18 protein-coding genes are annotated in these 22,647 nt (G+C 40.8%); 11 read left to right on the forward strand and 7 right to left on the reverse strand.

What is annotated here, in order from left to right; all coding sequences use genetic code 11:
* The 7 genes from VQ643_RS14605 to VQ643_RS14635 all read left to right on the forward strand — a co-directional run.
* Positions 1 to 2,329 (forward strand): ImcF-related family protein (locus tag VQ643_RS14605; protein WP_414200802.1); only part of this gene is annotated, 2,329 nt, incomplete at its 5' end.
* A gap of 1 nt (position 2,330) precedes the next feature.
* The gene (tssA, locus tag VQ643_RS14610; protein ID WP_414200805.1) at positions 2,331 to 3,920 is read left to right on the forward strand and encodes a type VI secretion system protein TssA; all 1,590 of its coding nucleotides are present in this window, start codon (positions 2,331 to 2,333) and stop codon (positions 3,918 to 3,920) included.
* A gap of 13 nt (positions 3,921 to 3,933) precedes the next feature.
* Positions 3,934 to 5,703 (forward strand): type VI secretion system baseplate subunit TssF, encoded by a 1,770-nt coding sequence (tssF, locus tag VQ643_RS14615; RefSeq protein ID WP_414200808.1) that lies wholly within the window; start codon positions 3,934 to 3,936, stop codon positions 5,701 to 5,703.
* Positions 5,667 to 6,758 carry a type VI secretion system baseplate subunit TssG gene (tssG, locus tag VQ643_RS14620; protein WP_414200810.1) on the forward strand — a complete coding sequence of 364 codons (1,092 nt, stop codon included), beginning with the start codon at positions 5,667 to 5,669 and terminating at the stop codon, positions 6,756 to 6,758. The genes tssF and tssG overlap by 37 nt, the downstream gene beginning before the upstream one ends.
* Positions 6,733 to 7,209: a type VI secretion system lipoprotein TssJ gene (gene tssJ / locus VQ643_RS14625; RefSeq protein WP_414200812.1), complete on the forward strand. Its 477-nt coding sequence runs from the start codon at positions 6,733 to 6,735 to the stop codon at positions 7,207 to 7,209. Before tssG ends, tssJ begins: the two co-directional genes overlap by 26 nt.
* A gap of 8 nt (positions 7,210 to 7,217) precedes the next feature.
* Complete coding sequence (gene tssE, locus VQ643_RS14630; RefSeq protein ID WP_414200814.1) at positions 7,218 to 7,673, forward strand: type VI secretion system baseplate subunit TssE; 456 nt, start codon at positions 7,218 to 7,220, stop codon at positions 7,671 to 7,673.
* A 4-nt stretch (positions 7,674 to 7,677) separates the two neighbouring features.
* The gene (locus VQ643_RS14635; protein WP_414200817.1) at positions 7,678 to 8,340 is read left to right on the forward strand and encodes a type VI secretion system ImpA family N-terminal domain-containing protein; all 663 of its coding nucleotides are present in this window, start codon (positions 7,678 to 7,680) and stop codon (positions 8,338 to 8,340) included.
* Positions 8,341 to 8,346: 6 nt separating this feature from the next.
* Here the strand turns inward: VQ643_RS14635 and VQ643_RS14640 are convergent, their stop codons facing one another.
* The 7 genes from VQ643_RS14640 to VQ643_RS14670 form a co-directional block, all read right to left on the reverse strand.
* Entirely contained in the window at positions 8,347 to 9,486 is a 1,140-nt protein-coding gene (locus tag VQ643_RS14640) for a hypothetical protein (protein WP_414200820.1), read from the reverse strand.
* Complete coding sequence (locus tag VQ643_RS14645) at positions 9,483 to 9,740, reverse strand: PAAR domain-containing protein (protein WP_414200822.1); 258 nt, start codon at positions 9,738 to 9,740, stop codon at positions 9,483 to 9,485. Before VQ643_RS14645 ends, VQ643_RS14640 begins: the two co-directional genes overlap by 4 nt.
* Positions 9,737 to 12,292, reverse strand: coding sequence for a T6SS phospholipase effector Tle1-like catalytic domain-containing protein (locus tag VQ643_RS14650; protein ID WP_414200824.1), 2,556 nt, complete (start codon positions 12,290 to 12,292; stop codon positions 9,737 to 9,739). The genes VQ643_RS14645 and VQ643_RS14650 overlap by 4 nt, the downstream gene beginning before the upstream one ends.
* 2 nt (positions 12,293 to 12,294) lie before the next feature.
* Complete coding sequence (locus tag VQ643_RS14655; RefSeq protein ID WP_414200827.1) at positions 12,295 to 12,858, reverse strand: DUF3304 domain-containing protein; 564 nt, start codon at positions 12,856 to 12,858, stop codon at positions 12,295 to 12,297.
* A gap of 16 nt (positions 12,859 to 12,874) precedes the next feature.
* Positions 12,875 to 13,654: a DUF4123 domain-containing protein gene (locus VQ643_RS14660; protein ID WP_414200830.1), complete on the reverse strand. Its 780-nt coding sequence runs from the start codon at positions 13,652 to 13,654 to the stop codon at positions 12,875 to 12,877.
* On the reverse strand, positions 13,647 to 15,995 hold the full coding sequence (locus tag VQ643_RS14665; RefSeq protein ID WP_414200832.1) for a type VI secretion system Vgr family protein: 2,349 nt from the start codon (positions 15,993 to 15,995) through the stop codon (positions 13,647 to 13,649). The genes VQ643_RS14660 and VQ643_RS14665 overlap by 8 nt, the downstream gene beginning before the upstream one ends.
* Positions 15,996 to 16,084: 89 nt before the next feature.
* Positions 16,085 to 16,738 carry a hypothetical protein gene (locus tag VQ643_RS14670; protein ID WP_414200836.1) on the reverse strand — a complete coding sequence of 218 codons (654 nt, stop codon included), beginning with the start codon at positions 16,736 to 16,738 and terminating at the stop codon, positions 16,085 to 16,087.
* Positions 16,739 to 16,897: 159 nt separating this feature from the next.
* On the opposite strand from VQ643_RS14670, the gene sbcD reads away from it, so the two are divergent.
* The 4 genes from sbcD to VQ643_RS14690 are packed head-to-tail and all read left to right on the forward strand — an operon-like array spanning position 16,898 to position 22,405.
* Positions 16,898 to 18,106 carry an exonuclease subunit SbcD gene (sbcD, locus tag VQ643_RS14675; protein ID WP_414200838.1) on the forward strand — a complete coding sequence of 403 codons (1,209 nt, stop codon included), beginning with the start codon at positions 16,898 to 16,900 and terminating at the stop codon, positions 18,104 to 18,106.
* On the forward strand, positions 18,103 to 21,504 hold the full coding sequence (locus VQ643_RS14680; RefSeq protein ID WP_414200841.1) for an SbcC/MukB-like Walker B domain-containing protein: 3,402 nt from the start codon (positions 18,103 to 18,105) through the stop codon (positions 21,502 to 21,504). Before sbcD ends, VQ643_RS14680 begins: the two co-directional genes overlap by 4 nt.
* A 57-nt stretch (positions 21,505 to 21,561) precedes the next feature.
* The gene (locus VQ643_RS14685) at positions 21,562 to 21,984 is read left to right on the forward strand and encodes a YeeE/YedE family protein (RefSeq protein ID WP_414200844.1); all 423 of its coding nucleotides are present in this window, start codon (positions 21,562 to 21,564) and stop codon (positions 21,982 to 21,984) included.
* Between the two features lie 7 nt (positions 21,985 to 21,991).
* On the forward strand, positions 21,992 to 22,405 hold the full coding sequence (locus tag VQ643_RS14690; protein ID WP_414200846.1) for a DUF6691 family protein: 414 nt from the start codon (positions 21,992 to 21,994) through the stop codon (positions 22,403 to 22,405).
* Positions 22,406 to 22,647: the final 242 nt, after the last annotated feature.

Here is a 22,647-nt window from a genome sequence, read left to right on the forward strand (position 1 = left end):
AGCTAGCAAAGCATCAATTTTATTATTGATTAGTGTTCTGTCTTTATTTTTATTTTTATTTTTATTTTTATTTTTATTTTTATTTTTATTTTTTATAATTAACCCATACCTTCTTAATTACAAAAATATAACCAACGCCCAAACCCAAATGCAACAAGCCGCTAGCATAGCTGAGCCTTTGCCAGTGCGGTTGCAGTCTCAGGCCAATGTGCAAAGTATTTTGGAGCAGTTGCAGTATAGGGTTGATAATGGCGCACCCTGGTATACGCGGTTTGGTTTGAATAAAAACGCTAAGTTATTAGCTGCTATGTGGCCTTATTATGAGCGTGAAGCGTTAACTTTATTGCGTAATCCTGCGCTGGCTCATTTAGAAGATGAATTGCAGCGCGTGCTGGATATGCCATCAAATGATCCCCAAAAAGAACAGTTATTAACTGCGGCTTATAACCAGTTAAAACTGTATTTAATGCTCAGCCGTGAAGGTAAAATTGAAAATAAATGGTTGACTAGTGAATTAATGAAAGATTGGGCGCAGCGTGAAGAAATAAGTGATGAATTATGGCAAGGCTTAGGGCCTAAATTAGTTAATTTTTATGCACAAAATTTACCGCGTAACCCAAGTTGGTATTTACCTGCTGACGAAGATTTAATTGCGCAAATTCGTAATTTATTAATTCGTCAAATTGGCGTGCGCAATAGTGATACTACGTTGTATCAAAAAGTCTTGGCGCAAGCAGCGCATCAATACCGTGACTTATATTTGCATGATATGACCGCAGGGACAGATGCCTCTGCGTTGTTTTATACCAATGAGTATGTGCCTGGCATTTATACTCGTCAGGCATGGGAGCAAAGTGTTCAGCCTGCGATTGAAAAATTAGTCAAAGATCGCAAAGAGGAAATGGATTGGGTGTTGATGGATAAGCCTGATATTTCAATAGGGCAAGAAACTCCAGAAGCACTTAAAGAAAAATTGACCCAACGTTACTTTGCAGATTTCTCACGTAGTTGGCTGAACTTTTTAAATAGCTTACAGCTACAACAGGCGTCTTCCTTAACGGATTCTATTGACCAATTAACATTAATGGCAGATGTGCGTCAGTCACCGTTAATCGCATTAATGAACACTATTAATACGCAGGCGCGTACTGGCGTTAAAGAAAAAGCACTAGCTGATTCTTTGGTTGATTCTACCAAAGATTTATTTACACGAAACAGTACAAAACCTTTGATTAATCAAGGTATTGAAGATATTGGCCCAATGGATGCAACATTCCGTCCTGTTATTGGATTAATGGATGCCCAAGCTGGAGATGCCAATAATTCTAACTTGAGCTTGCAAACATTTTTAACACGTTTAACCCAAGTACGTTTGCGTTTGCAGCAAGCTAGCAGTGGGGCGGATCCACAAGCCATGACACGCGCTTTAGCGCAAACGGTGTTCCAAGGCCGTTCAATTGATCTGACAGATACGCGTGATTATGGCAGTTTAGTTGCGGCTAGTTTGGGGCAAGAATGGGGTGGGTTTGGACAAACGGTGTTTGTGCAACCCTTTGAACAGTCATGGCAGAAGGTGCTACAACCCGCCGCTAATAGCTTAAATAACCAATGGAAAGCATCAATTGTTGATGACTGGAATAGCACTTTTGCAGGGCGCTATCCATTCCAAGATGTAAGCAGCGAAGTATCCATTCCCTTGTTAGCACAGTATCTCAATGGCGAATCTGGGCGTATTAGCCGTTTCTTGCAAACTGAGCTCAATGGTGTCTTACGCAAAGAAGGGCGCCGCTGGGTACCTGATAGCATTAATTCTCAGGGTCTAGCATTTAACCCTGAGTTCTTAGAGGCAATTAATACCCTGAGTTATTTATCGGATGTGGTATTCCCTAATGGTAATGCCAATATTTCCTTTGAAATGCGCCCAGGCACATCGCCCGGAATTATGGAAACAAACTTAGTGGTTGATAATCGTAAGCTAACCTATGCCAACCAAAAACCAACATGGCATCGTTTTATTTGGCCCGCGGATACAGAAGCACCCGGTGCAAATTTGAGTTGGGTAAGTACAAATTCAGGTTTGCAGCAATATAACGATTTGCCAAGCACATGGGGCTTAATACGCTTATTAGACCAAGCAGATATTGAACCTTACCCCGGTTTAAGCAGCAGTTTTAATGTGCGCTGGCAAACACCAGATCAACAAAGTCTTAATTATGTATTGCGCACAGAAATTGGCGAAGGCCCTATTGCTTTGCTCAAACTCAGAAACTTTAGGCTGCCAGCTCAAATATTTTTGTCTGAGCCTGCCGTAAATAGAAAGGGGCGCTAGCATGTCTGCCTTACAATCATTAGTGACGGCTCTCAATTTAGAGCAGCAAACAACCGTTATTGATGCGCAAGCACTCGAAGACTGGCTGAAACCTATTAATGAGTTGCAGCCTACAGGGGAAGAACCCAGTTATTTAGATGACTTTCAAACTATCCGTGAAGAAGTCAATTTAATTTCTGGTGCAGATACTGAGCTTATCTGTAACTTAGCCAAAACTGTTTTAACAAAAAACACTAAAGATATACGAGTGGTTACTTATTACACTTGGGCTTGCTTGCAGCGTGAAGGTGAAGTTGGTTTTGCGCAAGGACTTGAGTTATTAGTCATCATGTTGCAGCGCTTTGAAAACGCGTTGCATCCACAACGTGAGCGTAGCCGCAAAGCGGCATTAGATTGGCTGGCTAGCGCACGCGTTTTGGACTCATTATCACTGCATCCTGAAGTTATTGTTAAGAACTTGCAACGCATCGTTGCAGCGTTATTACAGTTAGAGCAAATTACGCAGTTATGGGAAACAGCCGAGCAACCTAATTTATCGGCATTATATGCGGCCCTAGAGTTACGTTTAGAAAAGTCAGGTGGTGCTCATGCAGTAGTACCGCAAAACTTTGTTGCAGAGGTAAGTTCCACGGCTGATATCAAACATACGCCAGCCGTTATTAAAGAAATTGCCTCAGGGCGAGAGTTGTTAGATCAAGTTCGTTTAGTTGCAAAATATCTACGTGACCAACCCAATGGCTGGCTGGCGGCACATCACTTAATGAAAAGTGTAAGGCATGATACCCTGCATCAATTGCCTAAAATAACAACCACAGGCTATACCCAAATTGACTCGCCCAAGCCTGATCAACGTGCCTTGTTAAAACGTTTATATTTACAGCAAAGCTGGTTAGAGCTTTTAGAGCAAGCCGACAACATGTTCTCACGGGGAGCTTGCCATTTTTGGTTAGATTTACAGTGGTACATTTATCAAGCGCTAAGCAAAGCAGGCAATCCTTATGATTCATGGGCAGACATTATCAAACAAGATTTAAAAGGGCTTTTAACACGCCTTCCTGGGCTTGAGTCGTTACTCTTTAGTGATGGCACGCCCTTTGCTGATGAAACAACTTTGAATTGGATTAATCAGCATGTGATTGATAGCGAATTTGATTGGGGCCATGAGCCTGTAGTGAGTGGTACAGATAATACGCAAGATACGATTTTTGCGTTAGAAACTGAGGCGCTGGCGTTAGCTGATGCTGAAAGCCCAGAAGCTGCGATGGCATGGTTACAGGACAATCCTAATAATCATTCTATGCGTAACCAATGGTTAATTCGCTTTTTAATGGCACGCGTTGCCGATCAATTTGGTCGTAATGAAATGGCATTGCATCTGGTTAATGAGTTAGATCAGCATGCAGCGCTTTTATCATTGAGTGATTGGGAACCTAAGTTATTATTTGAGGTTAAAGCACGTCGGTTAAAGTTGCTACGAATGAAAAGCCCTCGTAGCGAAACTGAGAAAGAGCATTTACAGCAAGAAATGGAAAAAACGTTAGCAGGCTTAATTACAATTGACCCTGTTCGAGCGATGATCTTGTGTAGTTAATCAAAAAAATTAGGTGAACATGGACGATTTTATCCTGCGTTATTTTGATACAGAGATGCGTTATTTAAGAGAAGCAGCAAAAGAGTTTGCCGCAACACATCCAGATCGCGCTGCAATGCTAAACCTTGATAAAGCAGGAACGCCTGATCCTTATGTTGAGCGTTTATTTGAAGGCTTTGCTTTTTTAATGGGGCGGTTGCGACAAAAAATTGATGATGACTTACCAGAATTTACTGATGTTTTAGTAAGCCAACTGTGGCCACATTACCTTAGAACTATTCCTTCATTGTCTGTGGTTGAGTTATTGGTTGATATTAACGCCATGAAGCTCAGCGAAAAAGTAGAAGCAGGGCTTGAAGTTTATTCACAACCTATTGGTAACAAAAGAACAGTTTGTCATTACCAAACCACTAAGAATGTTGCACTAAATCCTATCCATATTACGAACGCGCTGATGACGGCTGAACCTGATGGTCGATCATTATTACGTTTGCGTTTTTCATGCAGTGAGCAAATTAACTGGCAGCAAGTTGATTTAACCAACTTAAGTGTTTATTTGGCAGCAGAAGCGCCCATTAGCAGCCAATTGCATTTAATGCTGACAAAACGAGTTGACCAACTTTATTTACGCATTGCTAACCAAACTGATCGTATTCCTCTTGATGCTTGGTTTACCCCCGCTGGTTTTACAGAGCAAGATAGTTTATGGCCCAAAGGCGAAGGCGCTTTTAGCGGCTGGCAATTACTACTGGAATACTTTAGTTTTCGCGAAAAATTTATGTTTTTAGAGCTGAATGGGCTAGAAACTATTACTTTTCCAGAAACTACCACTTATTTTGAAATTGAAGTGGTATTTAACCAACAATGGCCAGATGACCTTCCTATCAGAAACGAAGATTTTCGTTTGCACTGCGTCCCTGTCATTAACTTATTCACATTAGAAGCCGACCCGATGATTATTTCAGGGTTAGAAAGTGAATACTTAGTTAAACCGCGGCGCTTACAAGACGGTCATACCGAAATTTATTCTGTTGACGCCGTCACTGGCTCGCAACGCACAGGCAATGCAACCTATGTACCTTTTACCAGTTTTAGGCACAAAGGCGGCATGCAACATCGTGATGCTCCCGAGCGCTATTTTCATACCCATGTAAAACGCGGTGTAACAGGTTTGCATGATACTTGGTTGGTATTAGGCGGTGATCAATGGGAAAAAGATCGAAAAATTGAGAAAGAAGTTGTTTCTCTACGTATTACTGGCACCAATGGTCAGTTACCACGCCGCGCATTACAAAGCACACTGCTAAATAGATGCGAGCAAGTGCTACAAACCAATATGCGGGTACGTAATATTTGCCAGCCAACACTGCCTATTTATCCTCCGTCTGAAGACAGGTTTCATTGGCGCGTGCTAAGCCATTTAGGCACGAGTTTTTTAAATATGATGAACAGTGCAGAAGTGCTAAAGGCAACATTAGAGCTCTATAACTGGTCAGCAGATGAACTTAATAATCGGCGTATTGATGCAATTCAGTCAGTCACACATCATCAAATTCAGCGCTTTGAAAAAGGGTTTTTACTACGCGGTTTAGATGTTGAAGTCACTATTGATAGCTCAGGCTTTCTAGGCGAAGGCGATATTCATTTATTTGGTGAAATGCTCAATAGATTCTTTGGCTTATATACCGATATTCACTTATTTAACCAATTAACGCTGATTGTACAGCCAGAAGGAAAGTGCATTAGATGGAACGAGAACCATTGCCAGCGCCTACCGAACTGATCAGCGCTTTACAAGATAAAATAACGCAGGTTAATTTTTATCGGTTTTGTTATTTATTAGAACAAGCCCATGGTAAAAACTTTAGCTTAGGCACTTCTTGGAATATTAAAGATGATCCTATTCGGTTTCGCCCGTGGCCAGGAATGGGGTTTCCTGCGAGTGAATTAAAAACGCTAGAGCGCTCCGATCAAGCCGATATTCCAGATACGCTGCGCGTTACTTTTATGGGGTTATATGGCGTAGAGTCACCGTTGCCAACCGCCTATATTGATGACATTACTCAACGCCGCGAAGGCTATGAGGTGGTTGCAGAATTTTTAGATATTTTTAACCATCGCCTTATTAGCCAGTTTTACCGAGTGTGGCGTAAGTACTCATGGCCTGCCACATTTAGGGCCGGTGGTAGTGATGTAACCTCACAATATATGCTTAGCCTTACAGGGTTAGGTATTCCAAGTTGTGCGAAGAATATTGCAACGCCAATTTCTCGATTTTTAGCCTTAACAGGCATGATGCGCTTACCCAGCAGAACCGCAGAAGGCATTTTAAATTTAGTGCAATTATTAGCACCTAATACCACTGCTAAAGTGGCTGGCCATGATCCACTACGTATTCCACTTAAAGCGCCCTTACGTATGAGTACTCAACAGCCTGTTTCTTTGGCAAGTTGCCCTGTCATGGGAAGTTATGGAACCGACGTTAATAGTCAAGTGTTATTAACCTTAACAACATCAGATACTGAAGAATGCCAAGCTTGGCTGCCTGGTGGGCGTTTACACAATGATTTAATTGCATTATTTCATGTCTATGTGGGTGCTCGGTTACATATACGCATGCAACTTAAATTAGCCCGTAAAGATTTACCTGATGCTACCCTAAGCGTAAAACCTCAAGAAACTAGTGGGCAACTTGGACGCACTACAGTCATGCGTATTCAAGGTGAAAACAGGCATAATAAACATGACTTTATTACCATAAGCCTAGGGCGTTATCAGCGTTTGGAAGAGAATTTTAACAGGAGAGCAGCAGATGAACATGGCGACTATCGCTGGTAATTATTCCAAAGTATTTTTACTTTGTAGCTTTTTATTAGCGTCTGGCTGTATGACGCAAACTAAAACGCTGCATCTGGATATTAATGCCCGTGATTCCTTAAACAACAACGCATCAGGTTCAGCACTGTCAACAGTTGTGCGTATTTATCAACTTAAAGACCGTCAAGCATTTGATAACTTAGACTATGACACCTTAGCCAAAAATGATAACCACGCAGTTAAAGCTGACCTTGTTTCTCAAAAAGATTTCCGCGTGCGACCAAGTGAAGCCTTAGCTGTAGATATGCCTATTGATAAAAAAGTTAAATTTATTGCCATAGCCGCATTATTTTTAAATCCAGATCTTGAGAAAGACTCATGGCGCATTGTTATTCCGCGCCGAGAGTTAAGCCGCTGGAAGGCACGTAAAATAGAACTGAATAACCAAGAAATTATTTTGCAGCCAAAATAGAAGGGCCTATGACTGATTCTTACCATGCACCATCGCTTTACGAGACCCTTTATGGCAATTTTTGCGGCGACTTAAATTTAGATGCAGTAGACGACTGTAACCAAGTCATTTTGTCAGTATTAGATAACATGCAGCGCATCCTCAACTGCAGAGCAGGTACATTAGCGCATCTACCCGATTACGGCTTACCCGATATGACCAAAGTTTTGCAAGGCATGCCGGGCACTGTGCATTCGCTGAAACGAGCATTGGCAGAAGTAATTTTAAAATATGAGCCACGTGTTAAACGTATCGAAGTTATTTTATTAGAACAAACAATGCCAGGAGAGCTTAAATACGCAATTGACGCAGAACTAAAAGATGTTGGTTTAGTACGTTATGGAACGCAATTTGTACCAGAAGGGCGTGTGTTAATTTGCCATTTAAAGCAACAAGATTATCTTGATAATAAACTACTGTATTAAAAGAATGACTACTCATTTAAAAATAGGCCATGACCCTAGAAAAAATAAAACCTATGCTCAGCTGCATACTGAAATTAGCAAATTAAAACATCCTGCTCAGCCAGATTTAAATTGGCCATTAATTAAAAAACTGTGCGTTGAACTAGAGCAGGTTAACGGCTTAGATTTAGACTCTACAGCGCTACTTATTATTGCAACCTTGCGTACAGAAAATATATCAGCAGCTAACCCTGCGTTATCTATTATGTGCCAGCTTTTAACAGAACATTGGAGCCATGTTTGGCCCGAACAATTTAGCAATAGAGTAAAAATTCTGAATTTTTTTATTGAGCAATTAAGAATTACAATCCGCAGTTTAAGCTTTGAAACAGAAGCAGACTTAATACAGCTCATGCAGTTTCAAGAAAATTTACAAAACATATTACATATTCAGCATAAAGGGCTTGTGTTAAAAGAGCCTGATGCATTACTAGCACAAATAGCAGCTATTGTTCAGCGTTTACAAAATAAATTTAGCTCAACACAGCCTAACTTAGCCTTAGAACAACCCAAAGCATTTATAAAAAATAACTCTAATAGCATGCTCAAAAAAATAATAGGTTTAGTAATATTAGCGATTGTATTTTTGAGCTTAGGCATTGTATTGGGTATTTATTGGGGTAAATAACACAAACTAAGCAGGCTGTTTTTTTGCAATAACACCTGCTACATAAGCTTCTTTTTCAACATCTCCACAGCTCCAACCACAAGCAGCTTCGGCATGGTTAATGCAATGTATTAAGGCTTGGCTAATCGCAATAAAGGGCTGCGCTTTGCAGTTAACATCTCCAAAATAGTTTTCTAAGCTATGTTCAACAGTATGTAAGGCCGAGCTATTAAATTTTTCTGTACTTTGTTGGCTCATGCTAATGTTTAATTTAGGAGGTTCTTTTAATTGAGCATATTCCACTACTTGTGTTGCTAAGGTGCTGGCTTCTTCTTGAGGTTTGAGTATTTCACTACGATAAACAGCGTAATCGGCTTCTTTTTGGATACACCAAGCAAAGGAGGTTTCTGCTCTTATTTTACCTGTTACAGGCTCAGGTAAACTAACGCCCGCCACTAACAGCATTTGGTTTGCTTGTTTTATAGGTTGCTTTTTATAAAAATCAATAATTTGATCAAGTTCATCAATACTATTAATAAAATGAGGTTTATGCGTAGGCTTTAAGTTTTCGCTAGCAATAATATCTAAAAACTGCTGATAAGTGGTTTGGTTGCCCAGCCAGAAAATAGTCAATATTTCTATTTGTTTATCTTTTACACTGTCTGCTTCTAAAAATTTAAAGGCTAATCCTTTGCTGAGCATTTCTTCGCGAGTGAGAATTTCATCCATTAAATATGGGCAGCGTAATATTGGGCTAGTTGTATTTATTGAATAAGCCGCAGCAGGCTCTGGTTTATTAATAAGTAAGTTTTTCCAAATAATTTGTTCTTTACCAGCAGAGCCTACAATAATGGCTTCTTTAACAGGTAAACAAGCTTGTTGGTACTGCCACCATTGCTGTTCGTATTCTTGCAATAATTCCTTTTGTTGTAGTTTAAATTGTTGAACCAATATTACGGTTAACAATGCCATTAAACAGATTAAAAAAGGCAAAGCGACAGCCAATAACCAGAAAGACCAAGGTTTGCCATCAAAATAGTTTTGTGCCAAAAAAAACTTTAGTGCAAAGCCCGTTAAAGCACTTGAACTGATAAATACCGTAAACCATTTTCTAAAACGAATAGGCTTAATGACAATATCATAAGAGAGTCGTGGGACAGTTTTCATGGCGCTATTTGCATGCTAGATAAAGAGCTAACCAGCCTACAACCGCAAGCACAACTATGCCCATCTAAAGCCACTGCTTGCCCTTCAATCATAAAACGAGAGCACCCCTCAATAATAGTTGTTTGCCCATGTTTATTACACACCGCTGTATCATTGACACGGGCAATCGGCTTACCAAAAGCATTGCCCTTGCCTGTTAGCACTTTTCCGCCATGTGGGGTGAGTTGGTCATCTACACGAATAAGGTTTTTCATGGCATACGGCCTACTATCACGTCAATTACTGGCTTGGGAATGCCTAGAATTTTTCCAACATCCTTTACCACATTTTTACTAAAATCTTTGCGTGATTGTTTAGCAACTTTCCCAGCTAATGTTGTTAATGAAGTACCGTGTTGGTAGAGAGCTGCTAAGCTTTTAATCGCATCTGGAAAGGTTGAGTAATTTTGGGGCGGGTCGGTACGTATTAGGTTTATAAATTGATGCAATGCGGTCATGCGTGAAAACATTTGAGCCACAATACTTAATTTGCCACGTTTAATTGCATAAAGTAGTGCACCTACTAATCCAAATAGGCCAAATAAACGGCCCATATAAGATAAAAAGTCAAGGTTTTTATTTTCATCACTGCCAAAATAAATCATTCGATAATGAAAATACCCCGCCCAAGGCTCACGGCCTTTTAACTGATCATGCATAAACCACGCACGTGAGTCATGTATCTGGTCATCAAATAATCGGCAAAGCTCTGCAACTTCAGGATCTGTTGTGATTGTGCCTTTTTCATAATCAGCAAACAGCTTCATCACTCTGCTATTTGAATCAACCTTGTCAATGCTGCCTTGTGCATCCTTTTTCATTTGCTCAAGTTCTTTTTTTTCATCATCTGAGTTAATCAGATAAAACACTTCAGCAGGCAGTAAGTAGTCAATCAAATTGCTGTACACCGCATCAGGATTTTGTGGTCGAGGAGTCCCATGATAATCTGCTGCAAACTCAATAGCCGCTTCATTAAGTTGGGTTGCATGCATTAAACGTTCAGCGGGTGCTGGGGCTGAAATAACAGGAATAAATTGTTCTTCTGTTTTTGCCTCGCGGTGTATTTTTTTCTCGCTTCGGGCAGTCTTTATGTTGCTGTCGGTAGCTTTAGCGCGTGTTTCAAAATCAGTTGAGTCTTCGTCTTTAATGTCTTTAATAAATAATTCATTCTTTAGGCTCATTTTGGCATAGCGGCTAATACGCCACGCGGTCATCCATGCCATTTGTTGTTGCACTAATTGGTCAATAGAGACAGGAGCTTGCAATGGGCTATATAAATTAGTAGCAGCAGGTGCCGCAACCAGAGGCGCATTGCCAGCTGGGTTTGTGAACGTATGACGATGCCATAAATTAAAACGGTTGACGGTTTCAGTAGCAAGCCTAAAGCGAGAACTTACATCAGCCTGTGGCATTTCAAAAAATAGCGTAGGTTTAATGTTTATTGGTTTAGTTTTGGGATTTTCTACTGTAAGTGGTGCTCCATGCGCAAACGCCAGAGAATAAAGGTCATGCAGAGCAATTTGGGATAATACATCAACTTCACCTAATCTAGCCTTGCCTTGATCTCCCGGTGAATAACCACCACCAACATCCGAATGCACCCCAGGATAAAGCACTTCAAACACATTGCTATTGTAGGTTTTGCTGTTAAAAGCAATAGCTAGGTTAGGGTTTTCTTCAAGCTCTTTCTGGCACAGTTCACAGGGGTTTTGTTCGGGGTTACGCACGCTGTCAACTGGGAAGGAGTTACGCTGCTCAGTGGCGGCCACAAAATGGTAGAGCGACTTAATCAAATTAGGGTAGTGCCGCGCGCAAGGTGGTGTTTGTGTTCCATTTGCCCACGCCATATGCCCTTGAAAGACGGGCGCTGTATGCCCAATGCCAACGGTAGCCACGGTATCGACTACACCGACAAACTCAATACTAATAGGCACACCAAATAGCGTTGGTTCTTGGCGTATGGCTAATGGAGCATCCGTATCATAGTCTAGTAATTCCGCAATCCAATGCAAAAAAGTACGGGCTTCTGCCGCACCACGTGAAAAACCATAAACAAATAATTTAATCGCTAGTGGCTTAGGCTTTGTGCTTGCATCAGTTAGTTGTTGGCGTAACTTATAATCAGTATCCAGCTTTTTAAAGAAGGCACGTCGCCGTGCTGTCCCCTTTGTAATAGGCCATAACAAAGGCGGAGAAACTTCTTTAACATACTTACGTTTTTGGTACAGGTCTAATTTAGGTAAGTCTAATGAGATAAAGATATTTTCTACTAAAGACACTAACGCCCAGCCAAGTCGATTACCACCGCCTTTGGCGAACGCTAGCCCCATACCTGAATATTCATATTCCTCAATTTCTGCAAAGGTAGAACCTACCCCTTGACAATAGGTTTTAAAATACTCTCTTAGTTTTGGTTCTACTTGATTTTTATTTTTATCTAACACATCGTCATAGCAAGCTTCAAACAGTTTAGCAATATTGGTCATATGTCCTGATAGGGTTCTAATAGGTGTTGGCGGGCCTATAATAGCCCCCATAGAACCTTGGGTATCAATACGCTTGTTGTTATTTGTTCCATCAAAAAAGAAACTCATATGCAAGGTTTTACAGCAATGGTCATCAGGGTTGGGGCTGTGTTGGTGCGAGTGCCTATTTTTAGCGAGCTGTTTTTCATACTCACGCTTGTTGTAGTTTTCTGTAATTTGGTCAACAGATAAGCCAAGCCTACCGTCTGTTGGAAATAAGGGGGGAATCCATGCATTAGCCATAATTACATTCCTTTAGGGATAGTAGGGCGGCACTCAGGTGGCTCTTCTTGTTTTCGTTGTGGAACACTAATAGGGTAGTTTTTTTCCGTAGGATAAATACAAGAGGTAGTTACTTTAGCTTGACCACAGGTGAGCAAGTGCACTGTTAACTTACAAAAGTCATGGTAGTAATCATATTCAGGAACAGGAATGCTGATGCTGTGATGCAAGGTACGGGCTTTTACGCGTTCTCTGTAAACTTCAAGGTCTTTGTATTGTGAAGGGGATATTACTATCGGAGGACGACGCCTATCTTTTCCATAAATGGTATCCCACTCAATGGTTACCTTAAAATCAGGCCGCCAGACTTTAGGCATCATAATCCCGCCTGTAGGAGAGAGGGAGATAGAGACGGGACTGCCATTAACAGTTAAACCCCCGACTTCATTGGTTGTAGCATTACTAGCTGCAACTGGCACGCCAATCCATACTTCGCCATTTCTCTTTACACCATCAGAGGTGGCTAAACAGCCACTGAGGTTGCTCAGTAATAGCAGCACTAAAGTAGATTTTATAATAACTTCCATGATATAGTTCTATAAGTTAAGTTGCTGGCTTTGCCTGTTTGGCTATATAGGCATCTAGTGGGCCATAATATTGCTCTTCAATTGCTTTTTTTGCATATACATAAAAACGTAAAAAGTTAGCTTCATTTGACTGGGTCTTATCAATGTATTGTGGAAACATTAAAACTCGCTCGGCGTCACTTATGCAATTTAGTAAATCGACCTGTTGATCATTAAATTCTAATGTTGAGTAAGATAGTTCTTCTACTTCTGGGTGATAAATACCTAGCTGATATTGAGGCTGTTGGTCTCTGTCTATCCAGCTCCAAGCATAACCTAAATTTAAAAATAAATTCTGTTGTTCAGTTGTGAGTATATCTTGAATTAAAAGTGGAAAAATGCGCGTATCGTAAAAGCGCAAAATAGCGGAATAGGTTTGCCATTTTGCTTCAACTAAAGATGTTAAGAAGGCTTGCAGCATATTAAATGGTAACGGAGAACACAATACTAAGAGTCTGGGCTCATATGCCAGCCATTCAATCAGTTTTTCTAACCAAAGCATTTGCTCAGGCTTGTCGAGTGAAAAGCGGATTAGCAAGGGTGCTTGCGCTTCATGCCCTTCTTCAGGAAGCCCTTTAAATAACGAGCTCCATTCTAGATTAGGGTCAATATGAGATAAAACAGGGTAGAGAGGTTCTTCTAAGCCAGCTTGATCAATAATTAAGTCAATATGCTCTAGGTAGCAGGTTTCACAAACCTGCTTTAATTTATCAAGCCAAGGTTTGGCTAAGAATTTTTTAGCTGGTAAATTACTCACGAAGTGTTAACCCCGCTGTATTTTGTTGGGCTTTTAATAAACATTCTTTACAGACCGATTGCGGTAAGTCTGGCAGTGGAAAGCTCTGTCCCATAGGTGTATCCCAGGTATGCTGTCCTCGAATGCTGATTTTTGTGGGGCTATGTATTTCAATTTCACCTGTTGGGGTAATACGGATATAGCCACCTCCGCAGGCAAGAGTAATGCCTTTTTTGGCGGTAACTTGAATATGCCCTTGGGTGGATTGAATGGTTACATCTTTCAGTGCTGTATGGCGTATTTCGTCGGCGTGAGATTCGAGCTCCATAACACCTTTACCCGCCACTAAGCGCATGCCTTCTTGCTGGGCGAGAATAGAGACTTTTTGCTTTGCCGAAAGATGCATATTAGCTTGGCTAGCACTGTGCATGTCGCCTTGGCTTTGGTTGAAAAAACCGCCATTGGAGCGTTGCAGTAAGGTTTCGTTAGTAAATACGCCTATGCCCACAGGTGAGTGCAGCACAATAGCTGCTTGTTTAAGTTTTTTAGCATTTTCTGCAAAGGGTTTAAGTTTGCTGTCATCAGGGCTTGGACTGTGATGTTGGCTGGTAATATCACGCCAGTAGTCAAGTTGATTGACAGCACCATCAAGGTCGGCTTCAATTTCTGGCATGTTTAGTACATCGCCAAGAGCGGCCGACTGTAAGTCGGTGCTCAGGTACAAGCCTTTCCCTGCGCGTAAAGCTCCCCAGCTATCTGTTCTAAGTTCGAAGCCTTCACCGCGTTTCTCGCGACTTTGGTTGACTAAGTGACCTAGGTTAAGTTGTGTTTTTCCACCATATTCAGTGCTGAGCTTTATATGCTCTTGGTTACGTTTATCCTCCATGCGTAACTTATTATTAGTTGGAGTACGTATAACATTGCGTGTGTTGTTACGTGAGTCAACATGGTCAGGATGACGAGAATCATGGAAGGCATAGGCAATGTAGGGACGATCAGGGTCTCCTTCATGGAAAGCTATAGCTACCTCTGTACCTTTGAGGAGTGGGAAATGAATGCCGTAGGTATCACCTGCATAACTTTTAGCTAAGCGAACAGGCATACTGCTATAGCCTTCTGGTTTTTCGTCAATATCTGCGTCAAAGCGAACCCAATATAAACCTTGCTCATTTTGGTGAGCGTAAAGGTACTGATCAGGAATATTTGCAATGCGAGCAGTGAGAGTACCGCTAATAATAGGTCTAGGTTTAAGTTGTGGGCGCCAGCAAATTGTTTCATTGTAAGCTGTCGCTGTAAAGTTAACTAATAATGCATCTGTACGGCTAATAGTAAATATAAGCTCAGTAATGAGGATGGGGTTAGTTAATATGTCAGGTAATGTATTGGAGCCCTTGCTTTCAGTGATGGTTAAGGTTTGGGCGGTTCGCAATGTATGATCAGTGCTTTTACCATAAATTAATGTTTGCTCTGCTAAGAGACGCTCATGATCTAATTGTGCCCAAAAATTAGCTGATTCTGTAGCGGCATTTATTGGCTTGCCTGCAGTCAGGTGTCTAGCTTGATAATTATACACGCGGCCATAGTTGGTTTCATGGCTATTACCCTTGGTCACATCTGTTATTTCTGAACTCAATAACTCATGTGCTTGCCTATAGTTATAGTCTTTTACAAAGAGTGAATGCTCACTGACAGATTGCTGGTAAGACAAGCCCCAAATGCTAGCAACCGTGTTGTCATTCATACCAGAGGGGCTATTTAAGGCTAACTTTTTACCAAACTCAAAGCAGGCCTGGGTATCACCAAAGGTAATAATTTCTGTTTGTGTTTTTTCATTTAAGATAAAACTATAAAAAATGCCTAGTTCTGATAATAAACGCTCTATAAAATCTTTATCACTTTCTTGATATTGATTGATCTGTGCTCGCTGAGGGTATTTGCGTTTAAGGTCAAAATTATACTCCCAATCTTCGAAACCATGCTCACTGAGTATTTGTTGAATAACCTCAGGAACGCTTTTATTTAAAAAAAAGCGATGACTGTATTTTTGGAGTGAGAGCAAAGCAAATTTAGGCTCAATAATGACACTGTACTCAGCCTCATCAGCAGAAGAGTTTAAACGTTTGAATTCAGTAACAATACCTGGGCACACTTTATCAGGCTTTTCTTGCTGTCTTGAGGCTGAAAATATTAGAGAAGCAGGTTTTTTAAGAAATGCATTTGGAGGGAGATTTAATGAGCAATGGTTAAAAATAACCTTGTACTGATAAGTTTGACTGATAGCTTCTTTACCGATAACTTCTTTGACTTCAAAGTTGCTAAAATCTTGATTCCCAAAACTAATTTGGGCTTTATTTAAACTCATTGATTAAGTCCTTTTAAGAAAATAAATTAATACTAGCACTAGTAGTTATAGGTTTTAAATATATTAAAAGTAATATATTTAAAGGTGTATTACTTGCAGCTATAATTTTTATCCATTTTGACTTTAATTTTTTGCTCTATCCGTTGCTGTGTTTCAAAATGAAGCAGTAACTGTTCCGCTAAAAAAGCTTCCACTTTGGTATCGCTACAATTATCGTTATATGAGATTGCTTTTATTTGTAGTACGGGTTCATCGCTTAGGACCTCAATGACGGTCACAATAAAAGAAGACAGGCGCGTGTAGGCTGTGCGTTGGCTTGAGCCTATAGGTCCGTATACAGGCCTATAGGTTGTGTTGCATATGATTTTATTGTCGGCACTTGAGTGGCAATATTGAATAGGCTCCACATGGTTATAGCCATATTCAGTTGCCGTGTATTGATAGCTCACTTTTTCTGTTGAAACTTTAACTTTAACCAGCAAGCCTTCTTCAGCGGCTGTTTTATCTGTACCTAAGCGTACGTCGTTATAACCTAAGTGTATAAACTGCTGCTGAATTTGAGGTAAAAAGTATTTGGCTTTTAGTCTGCTTTCTGGACTACCTTCTGCAATGATAGTAACCGGTAAATGGATGTTCGCTGTGTAACTAGGATCAGGTAGGCTACTTAAATTCAGTTGCATTGTATTAGAGCAAGCCGTGAGTATTGCTAGCATTAAGCTTAGTAGTGTTATTTTACTTGCCATGTATGTGCCCCTTGGTCAGTATGGTTAAGGCATTAAAAAATATAAAAAGTTGCACAGTTGCGTTGCACTACTTAATGCGTCTAAGAATAAAGAGCCTCTTATCTTCCGTTTGTAGTTGTTACACTACAAGGCAAATATTTGTTTAGGTTAAAGTATTTTATGCGTGTATTACACACTTCAGACTGGCATTTAGGTCAACATTTTTTTGGTAGAACGCGTCAAGCTGAACATGCTGCTCTATGTCAGTGGTTAGTGTCGCAAGTGTGCGAGCATGCTATTGATCTTGTGCTGATCGCCGGTGATATTTTTGACACTAGCACACCACCTAGTTATGCCAGAGAGCAATATAATCAGCTGGTTATCACTTTACATGAAGTAGGTTGTCAGTTAGTTGTTCTGGCTGGAAATCACGACTCCGTAGCTGTTTTAAATGAAAGTAAAGCGTTATTACATCGCTTAAATACGTATGTTATTACGCAAGCAGGAAATGGCGATGAATTATTAGTAATTGAAAAACACCAGAAACCAGCTGCTATTATTTGTGCAATACCTTTTTTGCGGCCACGTGACATACTGTCGAGTCAGATTGGTCAGTCCCAACAAGAAAAACAACTGACACTCCAACAAGCTATTCGTGATTATTATCAAGCGCTTTACGCCAAGGCAAAAGAAAAGCAGCGAGCTGTAGGAGGCCAAGTACCTATCATCATGACAGGGCATTTAACAACCTTAGGTGCGAGTAAAACTGAATCTGTGAGGGATATTTATGTGGGTAATCTTGAGGCTTTTCCAGCCAATGAATTTCCTCCAGCAGATTATATTGCTTTGGGACATATTCATCGTGCGCAAGTTGTACGTAATGACCCGCCAATTAGATATAGCGGCTCTCCTATTGCGCTTAGTTTTGATGAGTCAAAGCAACAAAAACATATGTGGTTGCTGGATTTTTCGGGTAATCAATTAACGACAATTACGCCGCTAGATGTACCTGTTTGGCAGCCAATGTTTAGCGTACAAGGTAACTTAGCAGAGCTTGCCCAAGAATTTAAGCAACTGGCAGAGCACATTCCTCAAGGTAGTACAGCGTGGTTGGATGTGTTAGTGGAACAAGATGATTACTATACGGACTTAGCGGAGCGTGTTGAGTTATTAGTGCAAAACTTACCATTGCTTGTTTTAAAGGTACGTCGTTTACGTAATTCAGCCCCTAGCTGGAATGTGCAAGATGCCCAGCAGTTATCGGAGTTAACCCCAGAACAAGTATTTACTGCCCGTCTTCAGCAAGAACAGTTTGATGACAGTCAAACCCAGCAATTAATAAACTTGCATGCGCAAGCGCTTGCGGCAGTAAAGGTTGATGTATCATGAGAATCCTGTCCTTGCGTTTAAAAAATTTAAACTCATTGAAAGGTGAGTGGAAAATAGATTTTCGCCAAGCACCATTTAATAGCAATGCTTTATTTGCTATTACAGGGGCAACCGGTGCTGGTAAGACGACGTTGCTAGATGCACTATGTTTGGCGCTGTACCATCAAACGCCTCGGCTAGATAAAGTCAGTGCTGGGCAGAACGATATAATGACAAGACATACCGCCGACTGCCTTGCAGAAGTTGAGTTTAGTGTGGATGGTAAATTATATCGTGCTTTTTGGAGTCAGCGGCGGGCGCATAACAAATCCGATGGCGCGTTACAGCCACCGTATGCTGAGCTAGTTGAAAATGATGGCGATATTATTACGAACAAGCTAAACGAAAAAGTGAAAGAAGTTGAGCGCTTAACAGGGTTGGATTTTGCGCGTTTTACTAAGTCTATGTTACTTGCGCAGGGTGGTTTTGCTGCTTTTCTAAATGCCAGTAGCAAAGAGCGAGCTGAGTTGCTTGAGCAGCTTACAGGTACAGAGATTTATGGGCAAATTTCTGCACAAGTATTTAATACAGCTAAAGAAAAAAGACTAGCTTTTGAAAGTAAACAACATGAAATACAGCTTTTAGAGGTATTAACGTCTGAACAGCAAGCAAGCCTGCAAACACAGTTAAATGACTTTGAACAACAGCAGCATAGTTTAAAACAACAGTTAGATAATATGTTGAGGGTCAAAAGCTTAGCCGATCGACATGAAGCCAGTGCGCAGAATGTGCAGAAAGCTACTGAAAAACTATTGCAGGCTCAAGATGCTTGGGACGCTGCGATAGTCGATCGCCAGCAGCTGCAAAATTATCAACCTGTTTTAGCATTAGAACCTGACTATCAACGCTTAGTGCTTACACAGACACATCTAAAGCAACTTCAAGATAGCCAAGAAAAACATCAACAAAATTTAGTTTTGGCTAATATTGTTTATACTGAGCTATCTCAGAAATCATGGTGGGCTGTAGCTCAGTGGTTGCAGCATGCAGAGCAACAAAATGCTGAACTTCACAAACAAGCTCAGCAGATAAAACAGGCGTTGGCAGGATTTGCTAATCAACCACAGGTTGTAAAAAATTTAAATGCGTGGCGCAATGAGTTTAATAAGATAACAAATTTATCTAGCAGGTTACAGAAGTCTGCGAGTACTAAAGTAAAGCTGCAAGAAGATCAACATAAAATAGTGATTGAGCAGCAGCAATTGGATAGGCAGCTTAAGGAACAGCAAGCAACAGAGCAGCAGCACTTAGAAGCATTGCAAAAATTACACGCTGAGCGAGCATATTTATTGCAAGGAAAAACGCTTGAGCAATGGTTTGATTACCAGAATCAGTTACAGCAACAGGAAAAAAATTGGTCTCAACTTCATGGTTTTCAGAAGCAACTTGAGCCTATCCAACAACAAGTCATGCTAGAGCGTCAGCGACTACAACAGCTAACTGAGAAAAATGTTCAACAGCAACAAGCGTTAGCCGTGCAACAAAAACAATTAACGATCTGTAATGAACGAGTTAAAGATAAACAGTTAATTGTTGACCAAGAGCGTTTGATTAAAGATTTGGATAGTTATCGTCACCAGTTACAAGATGGCCAACCTTGTCCTTTGTGTGGCGCATTGGAACATCCTTTATTGCAAGCCTCATTTGATTTTGAGGCTTCATCAGCAGAGCAAGCGTTACTTGCTGCGCAGGTGGATCAGGCTCAGTTGGCCTCAGATATCACACGTCAAGAAAAAGAGTTAGCTGTTATTGAGTCGCAACGCGATCATTTGCAACTGTTATGCGCAAATTATGATGAGCAAAGTAAAAAACTAGCACAGCAAATAGCAGAACAGCAGACGGTGCTTGCACAGCATCCGTGCGCTGCACTTAGCTTTGAAGAACTCTTAAATTGCATTGCTTTGCATCATCAACAAACACACGAGCTACATAGACTAGATCAGCAAATTACTCAGGCAAATACAGTTTTAGAGGCTTTTCGTACTGAATCAAAACTTGTTAGCCAGCGTATGCAGCAGCAAGCACTTAAAGCGCAAAGTGTAGTACAAGAATTGCAGCTATTAGTGAGGCAGCATGAAGAACAGGAAAGCTTACTAAAGCAAAGTCAGTTGGACTTGCAAGCCTCGGTATTGGAAAACGGTTGTGACTGGGATAATGATTTTGAAGCTTGGTTAGATCATCAAGAAAGACGGATAGCTGGGTATGAAAGTAACCTAAAACAGTTAACCCAACTTGAGCTTGAATTACAGCAAGCAAAAGAGTATCAGCAGCTTGCTATTAGTGCGCAGCAAGAGTTGCAAGAAAGCAAAGTTGAGCCGCCGCTTACTCCATCAGTATTGCTTTTTAAATATCCTGAAGCAGTTTACCAACAAGCTAAAATTCAACGTTTGGCGCAACAGCAGACGCTGCAAAAACTGCAAGGCACACTTGAAGAATCGACAAAAACATTAGAACAGCAGCAAAAGAAAGTTGAGCAGGTTGAGCGGGAATGGTTAATACGTTTGAAGGCAAAAGGCTTTAATACGCATTCGGAGTTTATGTTGCACCGTTTGCCTGTTGAACAGGTTAAACAGCTTGAGCTGCGGCTAAAAAGCTTGGAAGTGGCGCTAGAAGCAAGCAAGGCTCAACAAGCTAGCGCAATAGAGCAGCAGCAGGCGCTTCCATCGTTAGAGCAAAACTATGATAAGGCTGTCTTAATAGAGCAAATAACAGGCATGGAGCGTGATTATGCTCAACTGATGCAAGAGTTTGGAGCAATTAAGCAACGATTAAGTTTTGATCAAGCGCAGCGTGAGAAGCAACAGTTTGTTCTGCAAGAAATAGAACAGTTGCTGGCGGAAAAACAGCAGTGGCAGCGACTAAATGATCTTATAGGTTCACAGGATGGCGCAAAATACAGGCGCTTTGTCCAAGGTTTGACATTAAATCACCTTTTAATATTGGCAAATGCACGGTTAGCACAACTGCATGGGCGATATTCGTTGTTACGTAATCTAGAATCTGAATTAGATATTTGGGTGGTTGACCATTGGCAGGCGGATACTCAACGAGATACACGCACCTTGTCAGGTGGAGAAAGTTTCTTAGTTAGCTTGGCATTAGCGTTGGCGCTCTCAGATTTGGTTAGCAACAAAACACGTATCGATTCTCTTTTTTTAGATGAAGGTTTTGGCACTTTAGATGCGCAAACGCTAGATATTGCACTGAATGCATTAGATGGGCTCAATGCTAGTGGGAAAATGATCGGGGTTATTAGTCATGTTGATGCAATGAAAGAGCGAATTCCTGTACAGATTAAAGTACATAAATCAGCTGGCATGGGATTTAGTCGTTTGGACAACTGTTTTTTAGTGGATTAACTTGATTTTTATATTGCCCTCCTTAGTATACCCCTATAGGTATACTAAGGAGGTGATATGATTGATTGGTTAAACTTTACGCCTTGGCAGTCTTTGCTTGGCGGTGGGCTACTTGGTCTTTCTGCGGGATTGTTTATTTTGCTTAATGGCCGGATAGCAGGCATTTCTGGAATGCTAGGTGCCGCACTCACCATGCCAAGTAAACAGCAAGATAAATTGTATTTTTTGCTGGGGATGTTGCTTGCTCCTACTCTGTTGGCATCTGTTTATACAAAACCAGAGATCATCTTTAATGCAAATTATGTACAAAGTTTAGTTGCAGGAGTACTGGTGGGAATAGGTGTTTATTTAGCATCTGGTTGTACTAGTGGGCATGGGATTTGTGGGCTTTCTCGATTTTCAAAGCGCTCAATAATGGCTGTCATCAGTTTTATGCTGACAGGTATTTTGACTACCTACATTCTTAGACATGTTTTATAGGTGCTCTATGCAAAAGATCAGTGCATTGCTGTGTGGTGTCCTATTTAGTATGGGGCTGCTGATTTCTGGAATGGCGCAGCCATCTAAAGTACAAGGTTTTCTTGATCTCGCAGGCTTGTGGGATCCTTCTTTAGCCTTCGTTATGGCAGGGGCAATAATAATCGCAATGCCATTCTTTATAATAGCGAAACAGAGAAAGCGTAGCTTGCTAAATAATGATATGCAGCTGCCTAGTAAAACTAAAATAGATAAGTCACTTATTGTCGGTAGTGCTGTTTTCGGCGTCGGCTGGGCGCTTGCTGGAATTTGCCCAGGCCCTGCTATAACTACTTTGCCTTTCCTTAATTTGGAAACCTTGCTTTTTGTTGTTGCAATGTTGGTTACAATTTTTAGTTTGTCATTTATGTTGAAAACTAGGTAAAGTGGATTTCTTAGTTCGCTTTTTAGGCTTTAGTGAAACGAATTTGTGAAATAGTTAAAAAAACACTTTACAAGCTTTCAGAAGTCTCTATAATGCGCCCTCACGTTGACGGGGTAGCTTACAACGACAACGTAACAAGCTGATTTTTAAAGGATTTTTAAAAAAGAATTTAAAAATAAATGCTTGACAAATTTAGAGGTTAGCGTAACATACGCAGCCTCGATTGAGACGACGAGTTGTCT

This window comes from Pseudomonas sp. F1_0610, from assembly GCF_047470865.1.
Taxonomy (GTDB): Bacteria; Pseudomonadota; Gammaproteobacteria; order Pseudomonadales; family Pseudomonadaceae; genus JAZDRH01.

What these genes read in the sequence shown, in the direction of transcription:
- tssA (WP_414200805.1), top strand. Translation starts at nt 2,331, where the DNA reads ATGTCTGCCTTACAATCATTAGTGACGGCTCTCAATTTAGAGCAGCAA.
- tssG (WP_414200810.1), top strand. Translation starts at nt 5,667, where the DNA reads ATGGAACGAGAACCATTGCCAGCGCCTACCGAACTGATCAGCGCTTTA.
- tssJ (WP_414200812.1), top strand. Translation starts at nt 6,733, where the DNA reads ATGAACATGGCGACTATCGCTGGTAATTATTCCAAAGTATTTTTACTT.
- tssE (WP_414200814.1), top strand. Translation starts at nt 7,218, where the DNA reads ATGACTGATTCTTACCATGCACCATCGCTTTACGAGACCCTTTATGGC.
- VQ643_RS14635 (WP_414200817.1), top strand. Translation starts at nt 7,678, where the DNA reads ATGACTACTCATTTAAAAATAGGCCATGACCCTAGAAAAAATAAAACC.
- VQ643_RS14640 (WP_414200820.1), bottom strand. Translation starts at nt 9,486, where the DNA reads ATGAAAACTGTCCCACGACTCTCTTATGATATTGTCATTAAGCCTATT.
- VQ643_RS14645 (WP_414200822.1), bottom strand. Translation starts at nt 9,740, where the DNA reads ATGAAAAACCTTATTCGTGTAGATGACCAACTCACCCCACATGGCGGA.
- VQ643_RS14650 (WP_414200824.1), bottom strand. Translation starts at nt 12,292, where the DNA reads ATGGCTAATGCATGGATTCCCCCCTTATTTCCAACAGACGGTAGGCTT.
- VQ643_RS14655 (WP_414200827.1), bottom strand. Translation starts at nt 12,858, where the DNA reads ATGGAAGTTATTATAAAATCTACTTTAGTGCTGCTATTACTGAGCAAC.
- VQ643_RS14665 (WP_414200832.1), bottom strand. Translation starts at nt 15,995, where the DNA reads ATGAGTTTAAATAAAGCCCAAATTAGTTTTGGGAATCAAGATTTTAGC.
- VQ643_RS14670 (WP_414200836.1), bottom strand. Translation starts at nt 16,738, where the DNA reads ATGGCAAGTAAAATAACACTACTAAGCTTAATGCTAGCAATACTCACG.
- sbcD (WP_414200838.1), top strand. Translation starts at nt 16,898, where the DNA reads ATGCGTGTATTACACACTTCAGACTGGCATTTAGGTCAACATTTTTTT.
- VQ643_RS14680 (WP_414200841.1), top strand. Translation starts at nt 18,103, where the DNA reads ATGAGAATCCTGTCCTTGCGTTTAAAAAATTTAAACTCATTGAAAGGT.
- VQ643_RS14685 (WP_414200844.1), top strand. Translation starts at nt 21,562, where the DNA reads ATGATTGATTGGTTAAACTTTACGCCTTGGCAGTCTTTGCTTGGCGGT.
- VQ643_RS14690 (WP_414200846.1), top strand. Translation starts at nt 21,992, where the DNA reads ATGCAAAAGATCAGTGCATTGCTGTGTGGTGTCCTATTTAGTATGGGG.